Annotated in this window: 10 protein-coding genes; 2 read left to right on the top strand and 8 right to left on the bottom strand. The window is 65.7% G+C overall.

The genetic code is table 11. From position 1 onward, the window contains the following. Together AC56LG_RS10230 and uvrA are read right to left on the bottom strand one after the other, a co-directional pair. Positions 1-3,471, bottom strand: coding sequence for a response regulator (locus tag AC56LG_RS10230; protein WP_497166010.1), 3,471 nt, complete (start codon positions 3,469-3,471; stop codon positions 1-3). Between the two features lie 111 nt (positions 3,472-3,582). Continuing rightward, the gene (gene uvrA, locus AC56LG_RS10225) at positions 3,583-6,105 is read right to left on the bottom strand and encodes an excinuclease ABC subunit UvrA (protein ID WP_497166413.1); all 2,523 of its coding nucleotides are present in this window, start codon (positions 6,103-6,105) and stop codon (positions 3,583-3,585) included. Between the two features lie 312 nt (positions 6,106-6,417). On the opposite strand from uvrA, the gene AC56LG_RS10220 reads away from it, so the two are divergent. Both AC56LG_RS10220 and AC56LG_RS10215 read left to right on the top strand, forming a co-directional pair. Beyond that, on the top strand, positions 6,418-6,900 hold the full coding sequence (locus tag AC56LG_RS10220; RefSeq protein WP_497166009.1) for a MarR family winged helix-turn-helix transcriptional regulator: 483 nt from the start codon (positions 6,418-6,420) through the stop codon (positions 6,898-6,900). Between the two features lie 11 nt (positions 6,901-6,911). Beyond that, positions 6,912-7,736 carry a CPBP family intramembrane glutamic endopeptidase gene (locus AC56LG_RS10215; protein WP_497166008.1) on the top strand — a complete coding sequence of 275 codons (825 nt, stop codon included), beginning with the start codon at positions 6,912-6,914 and terminating at the stop codon, positions 7,734-7,736. Between the two features lie 79 nt (positions 7,737-7,815). Here the strand turns inward: AC56LG_RS10215 and AC56LG_RS10210 are convergent, their stop codons facing one another. From AC56LG_RS10210 to AC56LG_RS10185, 6 genes are all read right to left on the bottom strand, one after another. After that, on the bottom strand, positions 7,816-9,057 hold the full coding sequence (locus tag AC56LG_RS10210; protein WP_497166007.1) for a glycosyltransferase: 1,242 nt from the start codon (positions 9,055-9,057) through the stop codon (positions 7,816-7,818). 67 nt (positions 9,058-9,124) lie between these two features. After that, positions 9,125-10,192 carry an SDR family oxidoreductase gene (locus tag AC56LG_RS10205; RefSeq protein ID WP_497166006.1) on the bottom strand — a complete coding sequence of 356 codons (1,068 nt, stop codon included), beginning with the start codon at positions 10,190-10,192 and terminating at the stop codon, positions 9,125-9,127. Positions 10,193-10,346: 154 nt separating this feature from the next. After that, a complete protein-coding gene (locus AC56LG_RS10200; RefSeq protein WP_192050949.1) occupies positions 10,347-10,883 on the bottom strand; it encodes a pyridoxamine 5'-phosphate oxidase family protein in 537 nt (178 codons plus the stop codon). Positions 10,884-11,000: 117 nt separating this feature from the next. Continuing rightward, the gene (locus AC56LG_RS10195; protein WP_497166005.1) at positions 11,001-11,402 is read right to left on the bottom strand and encodes a GFA family protein; all 402 of its coding nucleotides are present in this window, start codon (positions 11,400-11,402) and stop codon (positions 11,001-11,003) included. 230 nt (positions 11,403-11,632) lie between these two features. After that, complete coding sequence (locus AC56LG_RS10190) at positions 11,633-12,097, bottom strand: cyanophycin metabolism-associated DUF1854 family protein (protein ID WP_497166004.1); 465 nt, start codon at positions 12,095-12,097, stop codon at positions 11,633-11,635. Between the two features lies 1 nt (position 12,098). After that, the gene (locus AC56LG_RS10185) at positions 12,099-14,378 is read right to left on the bottom strand and encodes a cyanophycin metabolism-associated ABC transporter (protein WP_497166003.1); all 2,280 of its coding nucleotides are present in this window, start codon (positions 14,376-14,378) and stop codon (positions 12,099-12,101) included. Between the last annotated feature and the right edge of the window lie 220 nt (positions 14,379-14,598).

Below are 14,598 nucleotides of genomic sequence, written 5' to 3'. Positions count from 1 at the left end.
TCATACCCGCTCCATGGTCGGCATCCAGACCCGCAGCAGCGAGTACAGGCGCGCCAGGTCGATCGGCTTGGCCAGGTAATCGTTGGCGCCGGCGGCCAGGCACTGTTCCTGGTCGTCCTTCATCGCCTTGGCGGTAATGGCGATGATCGGCAGGCGGTTGAAGCGGCCATCGGCGCGGATGCGGCGCGTCGCTTCCAGCCCGTCCATGCCCGGCATCATGACGTCCATCAGCACCAGGTCGACGCCCGGCACTTCGTCGAGCTTGGCGATCGCCTCGAATCCGTTCCTGCCCACCTCGACGTTGGCGCCACGCTGCTCGAGCGCGGCGGTGAGGGCGAACACGTTGCGCACGTCGTCGTCGACCAGCAGGATGGTGCGCCCTTCGAACACGCGGTCGCGCCCGCGCACGGTTTTCAGCATGTGCTGGCGCTCGGTCGAGAGTTGCGACTCCACCTTGTGCAGGAACAGCGTCACTTCGTCGAGCAGGCGCTCGGGCGAGCGCGCGCCCTTGATGATGATCGAGCGCGAATATTTCATGAGCTCGGCCTCCTCGTCGCGCGTCAGGTTGCGTCCAGTGTAGACGATGACCGGCGGGAAGGAGAACAGGTCTTCCTGCGACATCTGTTCCAGTAGCTCTTTGCCCTGCATGTCCGGAAGTTTGAGATCGATGATCATGCAGTCGAAAATCTCGGTGCGCAACAGCGCCAGCGCTTCCTCGCCCGAGCCGACGGCGTCGATCTTGACGTCTTCGTCGGCGATGAGTTGCACCACGCTGTCGCGCTGGCGTTCGTCGTCCTCGACCAGCAGCACGCGCTTGATCTGCTGCGAACTCTTTTGCTGGAGTTTGCGGAACACGTCTTCCAGCTCTTCGCGGCTGGTCGGCTTCAGGGCGTAGCCGATCGCGCCCAGGTGCAGCGCTTCGCCGGCATTGTCCATGCTCGACACCACGTGCACCGGGATGTGGCGCGTGGCCGGGTTGTCCTTCAATTGCTGCAGCACCGACAGGCCCGAGCTGTCCGGCAGGCGGATGTCGAGCAGGATCGCGTCCGGGCTTTCGCTGGCGGCCAGTTCCAGGCCCTCGCCCGCGGTCAGGCCGACCAGGCAGCGGTAGTCGAGGTCGTGCGCGAGGTCGAACAGGATGCGCGCGAAGTCGGGTTCGTCCTCGATCACGAGCACGGTGCGCACGCCGTCGGCCGGGCGCGCACGGTCGTCCGGGAACGAGACCATTGCCGGGGCTTGCTCCTGCGGCGCGACAGGCGCCACGGGAGCATGTGCAGGACGGGCAGGACGAGGCTGCGGCGCGGCCGCCCGCGGAGCCGGCGGCGCCGCCGAGACCATGCCGTTGCGCGGCATGCTCAAGGTAAAGGTACTGCCCTCGCCCGGCGTGCTCGACACCACCAGCGTGCCGCCCAGCAGGCTGGTCAGGTCGCGCGAAATCGACAGCCCCAGGCCGGTGCCGCCGAAGCGGCGGTTGACCGTGCCGTCGGCCTGGTGGAAGGCTTCGAAAATGCGTTCCTGCTCCTCGGGCGCGATGCCGATACCCGAATCGACCACCGTGAACTGGACCCAGCCTTCGTCCGTGCCGCTGACCGTCAGGCTGACCTCGCCCTGTTCGGTGAATTTGACGGCGTTCGACAGCAGGTTTTTCAGTATCTGTTCCAGGCGCTGGCGGTCGGTGTGCAGCGTGGCCGGCACGTTCGGCTCGACGGTGAGCGCGAAGCGCAAATCCTTCTGCTTGGCCAGCGGCTCGAAGGTGCGGCCCAGCCCCTCGACCGTGCGGCGGATCGGCAAGTCTTCCGGCATCAGTTCCAGCTTGCCGGCTTCGACCTTCGAGATATCGAGAATGTCGTTAATCAAATGCAGCAGGTCATTGCCGGCCGAATAAATCGTCTGGGCAAAGCGGACCTGCTCTTCGTTCAGGTTGCCCGGCACGTTGTCGGACAGCAGCTTGGCCAGGATGAGCGAGCTGTTCAGCGGCGTGCGCAGTTCGTGCGACATGTTCGCCAGGAATTCCGACTTGTAGCGGCTGGCGCGCTCCAGGTCGAGCGCGCGTGCGCGCAACTGTTCCTGGGCTTCGGTCAGGGCCGCGTTCTTCATGTCCAGGTTCAGTGCCTGTTCGGCCAGCTGGTCGTTGGTTACCTCAAGTTCGGCCTGCTGGTTTTCCAGGCTGCTCTGCGATTCTTCCAGCGCACGCGACTGTTCTTCGAGTTCCTCGTTGGCGGTGCGCAGCTCTTCCTGCTGCACCTGCAGTTCCTCGTTCAGGGCCTGGCTTTCCGACAGCGCATCCTGCAGGCGCTGGCGGTACACCACCGCGCCGACCGAGGCGCCGACGGCGTCGCCGACCAGTTTCAGGAATTCGATGTCGCGCTCGCGCACCGGGTGCAGGAAGCCGATCTCCATCACCCCCTTGACCTTGCCGAAGTTGTTGAACGGCGCGATCACGATTTCGCGCGGCGCCGTCTCGCCCAGGCCGGAGACGATGCGGATGTAATCCTCGGGCAATTCCTTCACGCGGATCAGGCGGTTTTCGTTGGCGGCCTGGCTGGCCAGCGAGGCGCCCGGCTGGATCACTTTGGCGCGTTCCTCGTCGTTCGAGAAGCCATACGCGCCGATACGGCGCAGCACGCCCTCCTCGTTCCGGAAATACATCGCCGCCACCGAACCGCCGAGGTAGCGCACCACATGGTCGAGCACGGCCTCGGCCAGGTTTTCCAGGGAATTGAGGCCGATGCTCTTTGCCGCCAGTTCGGTCTGGCCGCTGCGCAGCCAGCTCAGGTGGCGCAGCTCGGCATTGTGCTGGTTTTCGTGCTGGAGGATCTCGTCGTAGTTCGACGACAGGCGCACCAGTTCGCGCCGGCCAAAGGCGGCCAGCAGGCCGCCGACCACCAGCGTGAACAGCAGGAAGCAGGCCACCGACCAGGTAATGACCGAGCGCGCTTCTTCGCCACGCTCGACCAGCAGCGCATTCTCGCTGTTGCCGAAGGCGGCAAACTGGGCGCGCATGTCGTCGGTCAGGCTCTTGCCGCGCCCGCTGAGGATGGTCTCCAGCACGTCCTGCTTGCTGCGGCGGCGGTCGATGACTTCGTTGGTGAACTTGAGCCACTCGTTATAGGCGCCGCGCACGCGATTGAGGCGGTCGGCCTGGGCCTGGTTATCGGCGACCTGACGAAGCAAGCCGTCCAGTTCGACGTCGACCTTCGGCTTGGCGACCGTGTAGGGCGCAAGGAAACTCTCGTCGCCCGAAATCACGTAGCCACGCATGCCGGCTTCCATGTCGGCCACGAGTTTGCTGGCTTCGTTGGCCTTGCCGATGACTTCCTGCGAATGCTCGACCCAGTTCAGCACGCTGACCAGGTAGGCGATGACCGCCACGAAGACGGCCGCGCTGAGCACGGAGAGGCCGAGCGGAAGGGCCACGTTACGCGTCAGGATGCGGCGGAACTGGGAATTGTCGAGCGAGGTGCCGGTCATGAATTGCGATAATCTTAAGAAAAAAGTTCTTAAGTGTAACGCAAATGTCACCTCCTCGGGCGCGTCAACCGTGCGCTGCCCAGGCAGCGCAGCGGCAGAGTTACAACGTGTTTACGCCGGCAGATAAGGCCTTAAGTACGGCGCCGTTCGGCTCTTCGCCGCGCGCGCCACCGTTTCCGGCGGACCGGCCGCGACCACGGTGCCGCCCTCGTCGCCGGCGCCCGGCCCGATGTCGATCGCCCAGTCGCAGGCGGCGACCACGCGCATGGTGTGCTCGACGACGACCACCGTGTTGCCGGCATCGACCAGGCGTTCCAGTTGCAGGATCAGGCGGTCGACGTCGGACGGGTGCAGGCCGGTGGTCGGCTCGTCCAGGATATATAAGGTGTTGCCGCGCCCGGTGCGCTGCAGTTCGGTGGCCAGCTTGATGCGCTGTGCTTCGCCGCCGGACAATTCGGTGGCCGGCTGGCCCAGGCGCAGGTAACCCAGGCCGACTTCGCGCAGCACTTCGAGCGAACGTTCGACCAGCGCCTCCCCGGCGAAGAATTCGGCGGCGGCATCGACCGTCATGCCCAGCACCTCGGCGATGTTCTTGTCTTTATAGGTCACTTCCAGTGTCCTGGCGTTGTAGCGCGCGCCGGCGCAGACCGGACAGGGCGCGTACACGCTCGGCAGGAACAGCAGCTCGACCATGACCGAACCCTCGCCGGCGCAGTTCTCGCAGCGGCCCTTGGCGACGTTGAACGAGAAACGGCCGGCGTCGTAGCGGCGCGCCTTGGCCATCTTCGTTGCGGCGAACAGCTTGCGCACCTGGTCGAACAGGCCGGTGTAGGTGGCCAGGTTCGAACGCGGCGTGCGCCCGATCGGCTTCTGGTCGACCCGCACCATGCGCCGCACCGCTTCCATGCCGGACACGATGCGCCCTTCCAGCGGCATGGCCGCTTCCTGTTCCAGGTCATCGGTTTCTTCCTGCTCCGCCGCCGGGGCTCCCTGCCCCAGTTCGCGTGCGACCAGGTCGACCAGTACCTGGCTCACCAGGCTCGACTTGCCGGACCCGGACACGCCGCAGACAGCGGTCAAGACGCCGAGCGGGAATTCGACCTTCAGCTTGTTCAGGTTGTTGCGGGTGACGCCTTCCAGGCGCAGCCAGCCGGCCGGTTCGCGCCGCGTGCGTTGTTCAATCGGCGCGTCGTCGAACAGGTAGCGCCGCGTCTGCGAGGCTTCGATCTTTTTCAGACCTTCCGGTTCGCCGCTGTAGAGCACTTCGCCGCCCTGTTCGCCGGCGGCCGGGCCGACATCGACGATCCAGTCGGCGCGGCGGATCACGTCGAGCGCGTGTTCGACCACGAACAGCGAATTGCCCGAGGCTTTCAACTGGTCGAGTGCGCTCAAGAGCGCCTCGGTATCGGCCGGGTGCAGGCCGGCCGAGGGTTCGTCGAGCACGTAGACGACGCCGAACAGGTTCGAGCGCACCTGCGTCGCCAGGCGCAGGCGCTGCAGTTCGCCAGGACTCAGCGTCGGCGTGCTGCGTTCGAGCGCCAGGTAACCCAGGCCCAGCGCCAGCAGCACGTCCAGGCGCGCGACCAGGTCTTCGGCGATGCGCTGGGTGACGATCAGTTGTTCCGGATGCAGTTTGGCGCGCGCCTTGTCTTCGATGCCCTTGCCGGTCGCATACGGTGCGAGCATGTCGTGCAGGCGCGCCAGCGGCATGCGCGAAATGTCGGCGATGTCGACGCCGCCGAAGGTGACCGACAACGCTTCCTGGCGCAGGCGCTTGCCGCGGCACAGGGGGCACTCGGTGCTCACCATGTAGCGCGCCACGCGCTTTTTCATCGAGGCGCTTTCGGTGGTGGCGAAGGTCTGCAGCACGTAGCGGCGCGCGCCGGTGAAGGTGCCCTGGTAGCTGGGCGTGTCCTTGCGCTTCAGCGCTTGCCGCACTTCCTCGGGCGTCAGGCCGGCGTAGACCGGTACGGACGGCGTCTCGTCGGTGTACAGGATCCAGTCGCGGTCCTTCTTCGGCAGCTCGCGCCAGGGCGTATCGACGTCGTAACCCATCGTCACCAGGATGTCGCGCAGGTTCTGGCCATGCCAGGCCGGTGGCCAGGCCGCCACCGCGCGCTCGCGGATGGTCAACGAATCGTCCGGCACCAGCGATTGTTCGGTCACTTCATACACACGGCCCAGGCCCGAGCATTCGGGGCAGGCGCCTTCCGGGGTATTCGGCGAAAACGATTCGGCATACAGCAGCTCCTGCCCGGCCGGATAATCGCCTGCGCGCGAATACAGCATGCGCAGCGAATTCGACAGGGTACTCACGCTGCCGACCGACGAGCGCGTAGTGGGCGAGCCGCGCTGTTGCTGCAGGGCCACCGCCGGCGGCAAGCCGTCGATCTCGTCGACTTCCGGCACCGGCATCTGGTGGAACAGGCGGCGCGCGTAGGGCGAGACCGATTCCAGGTAGCGCCGCTGCGCTTCCGCGTACAGGGTGCCAAAGGCGAGCGAGGACTTGCCCGAACCCGACACGCCAGTGAACACTACCAGCGCATCGCGCGGGATGTCGAGGCTGACGTCCTTGAGGTTGTGTTCGCGCGCACCGCGCACGCGCACATAGCCGGGGCGCCCCGCGCCGCTCATCGTCTGCCCGCCCGTCTGCCCGCCTGCTTCCTGGTTGCCTTCCGCTTTCCGTCGCATTGCCTGCCCTGCCGTGTGCTGTCGATGGAAGTATTAAATCGTGCTGGAGGGAAGTTGACGGTGCGTTGACACACCGAGACGGTCTCACCGCGTCTGGCATACCGGTAGGATGGGCGGCTGCACCGGCGCCTGACGATCATCGCTCATGTCAGCGCCGCCCACGCGTTCAACCAGCCCCGGAGACCTTGCGACGCTTCACCAGACGTATGCATTAAAAAAATATAAGCACTTATGTATTCGCGTTACTATTTGTTCATGAAACAAGGACTCGGAACCCAATTGCGTCACCTGATCGAATTGCTCGACGGCGCCGTCGCTGCCGCCTACGAAGAGGAAGGCATCGACTACCGCCCGCGCTATACGCCGGTGATGCGCGCCCTGACGAATGGCGCCTTGAGCGTCGGCGACATCGCGGCGGCCGCGGGCATTACCCAGCCGGCGGCGACGCAGACGGTGGCGCTGATGCGCAAGCACGACCTGGTCGACGTCGCGCCGTCGCCCACCGACGCGCGCCAGAAGATCGTGCGCTTGTCGAAACGCGGCCAGGCCCTGCTGCCGCGCCTGCAGCGCTGCTGGCGCGCCACGGCTGCCGCTGCCGCCGGCCTGGACGCGGACTTGCCGCATCCGCTCTCCGACACCCTGGCGCACGCCATTGCCGCACTCGAACAACGGCCGTTCGGCGCACGCATCCGCGCTGCCCGGGCTTCGCTTCCCCCTGACGACAAGGAGCAATCATGACGAGCACATCGATGTCTACTCCCTCCCCGCGTTTCAGCGAACGCATGCTGGCGCGGCCCTCGGTGCGCGCCGTGCTGGCCCTGCTGTGCGTGCTGGTGCCCTTTGCATTGGCCATGGTGCTGGCGAACGCGGTGCCCAAGCCGTGGCGCGCCACCTGGCCGCTGCTGCTGGCGGCCGCCGCCGTAGTCGCTGGTTATGCGTTCTACGTGCGCAAGGTCGAACGGCGCGCGCCCACGGAATTATCGGCAGCGGGCGCGTGGCGCGAACTGGGCAGCGGGATCGGGATCGGCGCACTGCTGGCGGTGTCCTGCAGCATCATCCTGCTGGCCAGCGGCGCCTGGTCGGTCACCGGACTGGCTGCGCCCGGCGTGATGCTCAAGCCGCTGCCGGAGCAAATCATGGTGGCCCTGTTCGAGGAAATCCTGTTTCGCGCGGTGATCTTCCGGCTGCTCGAGCAATCCTGGGGCAGGAAAGCCGCGCTGGTCGGGTCGACGCTGCTGTTCGTGCTTGCGCACATGCCGAACGACGGTTTCAGCCTGCTCGCCGCAACGATGACGGGCGTGGCTTCGCTGGCATTCACCTTCGCCTGGCTCGTCACGCGGCGCCTGTGGCTGCCGGTCGGGCTGCACTTCGGGTGGAATTATCTGCTCGATGCCGGCGTTGCCGTGCCGGTGTCGGGCCATGCCGCGCGGGGCTGGGTACAGGTCGGCGCGAACGGGCCGGCGTGGCTGACCGGCGGGGCGTATGGGATCGAGGGGTCGGTGGTGACGCTGGTGGCGTGGAGCGTTGTGGGGGTGGTGTTGGCCGTGGTGGCACGGCGGCGGAACGGGAAGTAAGCGGTTTTCGGAGACGGTGGGGCTGATCTGCTGCACGAACGCGTGGGCTCGAAAAGCCCACGCGTTACGCACGTATCTTCTAGCCAGGTGCGGCGACTAATCCTCCCACCGCCTTTACCACCTCCTCCACCCCATCATCCCCCGCAAAATTCCCGGCCACCGCCCGGCAGCGCGCGCGCAATCCGTCGTCATCGAACAAGCCCGCCAGGCAAGCAGCCAGGCGCCGCGTGCTCAAGCGCGTGGCCGGCAGCGACCGCCCGACCCCGAGCGCCTCGACCCGCGCGCCGTTGTCGAACTGGTCGTGCGCCAGTGGCACCACCAGCTGCGCGGTGCCGGCATGCAGGGCTTCGGCCGTGGTGCCGATGCCGCCGTGGTGCACCAGCAGCGCCACCTGTGGCAACAAGGCGCGCAGCGGTACGTAGTCCTGCCACAGCACGTGGCGCGGCAGTTCGGCAGGCAACTGGTCGCGATGCGGCGTCAGGAAAATCGCGCGTTCGCCCAGCAGGCGCACAGCAGCCAGCGCGTGCTGGAAATACGCCCGCGCCTGGCGGTTGCCGGTGCCGGGCGTGAACACGAGCGGCCGGCTGCCCTGCGCCAGGAACCCCTGCAGCTCGCTTGACAAAGCCGCATGCGGGTCCGGATCGAACAGGGGAAAGCTGCTGCGCACCAGCGGGCGCGGCCAATCCGGCTGGGTCGGCGCGAACCAGGGCGGAAACAGGGCGATCGACAGGTCGGCGATCGACACGATGGCGTCCAATAGCGAGCCGACCGGCGCCAGCCCGGCCGTGCGCCGCGCCGCGTTCACGCCGGGCAGCGCGATCGGATCGACGAAGCGGCTGGCGAGGGTACGCCACAGCCAGCGGCGCGCGCCATGCGGCACCCAGCGCGGCACGCGCCAGGGACCGAGCAGCAACGGGTCGTGGACAGTGGGCAGGTTCGAGGGCGCCAGATAGGCCGCCGCGATGGCCAGTCCGGGACGCGCGGCACGGCACAGGGCCGCTTCCGGCAGCGCCAGTGGATGCACCAGCATGGTGCATTTTTCGTCGGACGGCAGCGTGGCCATGAAGGCGGGAACCTCGGCCATGGCCGGCCGCGTCGCTTCCCAGACCACGCCGAAACCACGCGTCGGATGCCACAGGTCCGGGTGGTCGAGCACTGCCGGATCGGCCGGCAGACCATGGAACTGCAGGCCGGCGGCCTGCACGAAGGGTTCGTGCTGCACCGGCCCGAGGAAGCTGATCCGGTGTCCAGCCGCGCGCAAGGCCAGCGCCAGGTGCATGAAGGGAAACAGGTCGCCGGCCGAGCCAATCGTGACCAGCACGACGTGAGGTAGTCGGGAACTGCCCTGTGTCCGCGTGTCCATCGCAGTCAGGCCGCGGCCGGCAACATCAAGGAATCAGGCGTTCGGCCCGCAGGCGGTCGAACAGCGCGAAGAACGAGGAGTCGGTGGCCTGGTAAGCGGCAAAGCCGAGGCGGCGGCTGTTGGCCATGTCGGTCATGACTTCGAGCGGCCGGCCCAGGTCGAGGTCGGTATGCCAGGCCGACGCCAGGCGGTCGAGCTCGGGTTCGGCCAGGTTGTGGCGCGTCGCGATCTCGCGCCACAATGGACCGTCGTTTGCCATCGCCGGTTCCAGTGGCTGGATCTCGCCGCTGTAGCCAGCCGCCTCGACGCCGAAATAAGCCGCCAGCTTCGGCCACAGCCAGCTCCAGCGGAACACGTCGCCGTTGACGATATTGAACGCCTCGTTTTTTGCGGCGTCGGTATCGGCGGCCCAGACCAGCTGCTTGGCCAGCATGCGCGCATCGGTGACGTCGGTCAGGCCATTCCACTGCGCGGCCGAGCCGGGGAACTGGAACGGCCGCCCGGTTTCCTTGCAGATGGTGGCGTACACGGCCAGCGTGGTGCCCATGTTCATGGCATTGCCGACTGCCTGGCCGATGATCGAGTGCGGGCGGTGGATGCTCCAGGTGAAGCGGTCGCGCTCGGCCGCGGCATACACTTCGTCTTCCTGCGCATAATAAAAATTATCCAGCGGCAGGCGCGGCTGGCTTTCGCGCAGCGGCGTGTCCGGCAGCGTGCCCGAGCTGGCATAGGCTTCGAACGGGCCGAGATAATGCTTCAGGCCGGTGACCAGCGCCACGTGGCGCACGCTCTTTTTCGGCGACAGCGCGTCGAGCAGGTTGCGCACCAGGGCGGCGTTGACGCGGATGTTTTCCTGCTCGGTGTCCTGGCGCATCCAGGTGGTGATGAAGACGTGGGTCGGGTCGACGTCGGCCAGTGCGGTGGACAGCGCAGCCGGGTCGAGCAGGTCGGCCGCGACGTGGCGGACCTGCGGCAAATCCTTCGGCGCGCGGCGCGACAGGCCGACCACGTTCCAGCCGTTGGCCAGCAATTCGCGCGCGACGTGGTTGCCGCCGATTCCCGTGATGCCCACTACCAAAGCCGTTCGTTGCATGTGATTCCCCTGCGTTTTTCGATGGAACCCATTTTAACTGCGGGTCGCAAACGGCGTGCGCGAGGGATGAAAAACGGTCAACCGTGCGCGCCCGCACGGCTGCCCCGGCCGGCGCGCATGGCTTGCGGTCGGGTGTCTTGCCGTCGATGCAGGCTTACGGCGTCAGCATGCCCTCGATCGAGTCGTCGAGCGTTTTGCCGATGGCCGCGCCGATCAGCATCTTGGCGCCGGCGACCACCTGGCCATGCTTGTTGTCCCAGTAATAGCCTTCACGCGGCACGACCTGGATGACGGTGATGCGCGGGTCGTCCTCGCCTTCGGTGAACCAGGTTTTCAGGATCGGGTCCCACAGTTCCTTGATCTTGGCGCGGTCGGTCGACACCGTGGCGATGCCGTCCAGTTCCAGGAAGCCGGCATGGGCGCTGCGCTGGAAGAACAGTTTGACGGCCGGGTCGTGCGCCAGTTCGGCATTCGTGTGGCTGTCGCTCGCGCTCAGGAACCACAGGTGGCCGTTGTCGTCGGCTTGCTGCACGCTCATCGGACGCACGCCGCGGCTCTGCCCGGTGCCGCCCGTCGTGCAGAAAAAGCAGGTTTCAATTTCCTTGGCCATGTCGCGGATCAGCTCGCGCGCTTCGGCGCCGGCGAGGTCGCGGTGGTTTTGTTCTGGCTGGTTACGGTTGATCGAATCCATGGTCGGTTTCCATTCAAGTTGGTAATGGCCCCAGCTTATGCACGCAGCGCTTGCCGGTCTGTGAGCAGTTTCACGTTGATTCCCTCGAACGCGGGTCAAAGGCAGGTCAGGCGCGGACTAACTTGCGCCCTCCGAACGCGTGCGCGGGTAGGCAGGCAAACCGTCGGTGTGTATCCAGCTCAGCCGTTCACCGGCAAAGGTATGGTCGCGCGGCGGTGCGGTTTCCGGGTCATCGAGGCTGGCGGTGGCGATGTCGATTTCGTCGCGCGACCCCTCGGCCTGGTAGGTCAAGGTCGTGCCGCAGCTGGCGCAAAAGCCGCGCAGCACTTGCTCGCTCGAGCGGAAGGTCGCGGGGTTGCCCTTTGTAAAGCGCATTGACTGCACCGGAACGCTGAACCAGGCCACCGCCGGCGCCCCGGCGATGCGCCGGCAGTCGCTGCAATGGCAGAGCGTACTATTGAAGGGTTCGCCTTCGACGACATAGCGCACCGCGCCGCAAAAACAGCCACCTTGCAACATGCTGCCTCCCGATGTCCGTGGATGGGACCAGCATAAGCCAGGCTGCGGCGCGGTTCAAGCGCAGCGCGCGTTAGGAATTGTCCGGGTCGGGTTCGGCTCGATGAGGCCCAATATGTAGGGTGGAGTCCTGACTCCACGCGGTACAGCGCGTGCGCCGTCGACATGCGGGCCTTGCACCGCGTGGACTCGGGAGTCCACCCTACGTGTATGCCAATGCTGGCGTACGCGGGTTACAGGAACCGGTCCAGAATTTTCCTGCTGTGCTTATCGATCCTGAACATATCCCGCACCAGGAAGTTGATGCCGTGGCTGTCGGCAATGAGCAGCGAGGCTTCTCCCACGCGGCGGATGTCTTCGTCGACCTTCAGCACGAAGGCAGTCTCGCCGCGGTCCGTTTTGACGGTCCAGGTGCAGGGCGTGGCGAAGCTCGATACCTCGCGGATGTGCTCGATCTCGGGAATGAATTCGCGGCCTTCGAGTTCCTCGGTGACGAGATCGCGCACGTGCGCAGGCGCAGTCGCCAGGTCGTCGATCCAGGCGACTTCCTTGCCGCCATCGCGCACCAGCGAGATGCCGCGGGTCGGCGCCTGGATCGGAAAGGCGCGTACCGGAATCACGCCGACGACGTCGACGCCGTCGTCGCCGGTGAACACCAGTTTGCCGAAGCTGTCGCGGCGCAGTGCAAAAGTGCTCATCTCAATCGTCCTTGTCGTCCATGTCCTGGTCCACGTTGCGCGCCTGCGCTTCGTAGAGGCGGTGGTAGGCGCCTTCGCGCGCCATCAATTCGTCGTGGCTGCCCTCTTCCACCACCACGCCGCGGTCGAGCACCACCAGGCGGTCGGCGCGGTGCAGGGTGGACAGGCGGTGCGCGATCGCGATCGTGGTGCGGCCCTGCACCAGGTTGTCGAGCGCCTTCTGGATTTCCTTTTCGGTTTCCGAGTCGACCGAGGACGTCGCTTCGTCCATGATCAGGATCGGCGGATCGATCAGCAAGGCGCGCGCGATCGAGATGCGCTGGCGCTCGCCGCCCGACAGACCCTGGCCACGCTCGCCCACCATCGAATCGTAACCCTGCGGCAGGCGCAGGATGAATTCGTGGGCATGCGCGGCGCGCGCGGCGGCGATGATGTCTTCGCGGGTCGCATCCGGCTTGCCGTAAGCGATGTTTTCGGCGATGGTGCCGAAGAACAGGAAGGGTTCCTGCAGCACGAGACCGATGTTGCGGCGGTAGTCGGCCACGGCAAAGCTGCGGATATCAACGCCATCGAGCAGGATCGCGCCTTCGGCCACGTCGTAGAAGCGGCAGATCAGGTTGACCAGCGTGCTTTTACCGGAGCCGCTGTGGCCGACCAGCCCCACCATTTCGCCGGCCTTGATATTCAGCGAAATGCCGCGGTTCACAGCCCGGTTACCGTAGCGGAAACCGACTTCGCGCAGTTCGATATTGCCCGACACTTTCGGCACCTTCACCGGATTGACCGGGTCTGGCACGCTCGACACGTGGTCGAGAATGTCGAAGATGCGCTTGGCGGCCGAGGCCGATTTTTGCGTGACCGAGACGATGCGGCTCATCGAATCGAGCTTCACGTAGAAGCGGCCGCTGTAGGCGATAAAGGCGGTCAGCGTGCCGACCGTGATGTCGCCCTGCGACACCTGCCAGATGCCGAAGATCCAGATCACCAGCAGGCCCAGTTCGGTCAGCAGCGACACGGTGGGCGAGAACAGCGACCAGACCCGGTTCAGCTTGTCGTTGACGGCCAGGTTGTGCTTGTTCGCTTCGCGGAAACGCGCGGCTTCGCGCTTTTCCTGAGCGAAGGCTTTCACCACGCGGATGCCGGGAATGGTATCGGCCAGCACGTTGGTGACTTCGCCCCAGACGCGGTCGATCTTTTCGAAGCCGGTGCGCAGCCTGTCGCGCACGACGTGGATCATCCAGGCGATGAAAGGCAGCGGCACCAGTGTCACCAGCGCCAGCCACGGGTTCATGCTGAACAGGATCACGCCGGTCATGATGATCAACAGCACATCCGACAGGAAGTCGAGCAGGTGCAGCGACAGGAAGACACTGATCCGGTCCGAGCCACTGCCGATACGGCTCATCAGGTCGCCAGTGCGCTTGCCGCCGAAATATTCCAGCGATAGCCGCAGCAGGTGTTCATACGTGGTCGAGCGCAGGTCGGCGCTGATGCGCTCGGACGCGAGCGCCAGCACATAGGTCTTGCCCCAGCCCAGCGCCCAGGCCAGCATCGATGCGCCGAACAGGCCGCCCATGTACAGCCAGACGAGCGAGTCGTCGATGGTCTGGCCGTTCTGGTAAGGAATCAGCACGTTGTCCATCAGCGGCTTGGTCAGATAGGGCGGAATCATGTGCGCCGCCGTCGACCCCAGCATCAGCAGGAAACCCACCAGCAGCTGGACCTTGTATGGCCGCGCGAAACGCCACAGGCGGAACAGGGTCCAGGTGGACGGCGGCGTATGCACGACCTTGGCGCAGATCGGGCATTCTTCCTGGTTCGGTTCGAGCGGCGCCTTGCAGCTCGGGCAGGTGTGCTGTTCGGGCGCCAGCACCGGATTGCCGGTCTCGACGCCCTTGATCTGGTCCGTAAACGCGTCGGCGACGCGGATCGCATGCAGGTTCTGCCCAAGCGTGAAGCGCCAGGACCCCAGCAAGCCGTGCGCATCGACCAGTTCCAGGTGGCCGACGCCGGCGTGATCGTGGTGGCGCAACGCCAGGCCAGGCCTGAATGCCCAGTCGCGCCAGGCGGTTTCCCCGGGTGCGCGCGCCAGCAGGCGGCGGTTGGTGACCACCAGGATGCCCTTTGTGAAACGTAATTTCGTGTCGAGGTCAACCTCCACGCCAGTTAGAACGTTTTCCCCTGGTGCAAGCTGTTTCCGAACGTCATTTTCCCAACCGTCAGGCAGGAATCCGGCGGCAGCCGCCAGCGATGTCGGAAGAGCGAGTTGTTGAGTTGTCATTGATGGTGCCGCCCGTGACAGGCAAGTTCTGGAAAGGGTAACTAAGGGGTAACGCGGTGACCGGCTCGGCGGTTTACATGGATCAGAGGAAAAGTTCCACTGCGGGACCGGAGCGCAGCGCCATTCGGTGGGCGTTTGGCAGAAATCGGCATGGGGCTGTAAGCTTCGGCCCGCAAGTATACAACAAGTGCGCCGCTTCACCCGGATTGGGTGCGGTAAC

It is taken from the genome of Telluria sp. ZB2R32, assembly GCF_059685715.1.
The sequence above is the reverse complement of the archived record's forward strand: the minus strand, read 5'-3'. Positions and strand labels throughout refer to the sequence as shown.

Bases quoted from the DNA above. Each gene is read 5' to 3' on its own strand.
- AC56LG_RS10230 (WP_497166010.1), bottom strand. From the start codon at position 3,471: ATGACCGGCACCTCGCTCGACAATTCCCAGTTCCGCCGCATCCTGACG.
- uvrA (WP_497166413.1), bottom strand. From the start codon at position 6,105: ATGAGCGGCGCGGGGCGCCCCGGCTATGTGCGCGTGCGCGGTGCGCGC.
- AC56LG_RS10220 (WP_497166009.1), top strand. From the start codon at position 6,418: ATGAAACAAGGACTCGGAACCCAATTGCGTCACCTGATCGAATTGCTC.
- AC56LG_RS10215 (WP_497166008.1), top strand. From the start codon at position 6,912: ATGTCTACTCCCTCCCCGCGTTTCAGCGAACGCATGCTGGCGCGGCCC.
- AC56LG_RS10205 (WP_497166006.1), bottom strand. From the start codon at position 10,192: ATGCAACGAACGGCTTTGGTAGTGGGCATCACGGGAATCGGCGGCAAC.
- AC56LG_RS10200 (WP_192050949.1), bottom strand. From the start codon at position 10,883: ATGGATTCGATCAACCGTAACCAGCCAGAACAAAACCACCGCGACCTC.
- AC56LG_RS10195 (WP_497166005.1), bottom strand. From the start codon at position 11,402: ATGTTGCAAGGTGGCTGTTTTTGCGGCGCGGTGCGCTATGTCGTCGAA.
- AC56LG_RS10190 (WP_497166004.1), bottom strand. From the start codon at position 12,097: ATGAGCACTTTTGCACTGCGCCGCGACAGCTTCGGCAAACTGGTGTTC.
- AC56LG_RS10185 (WP_497166003.1), bottom strand. From the start codon at position 14,378: ATGACAACTCAACAACTCGCTCTTCCGACATCGCTGGCGGCTGCCGCC.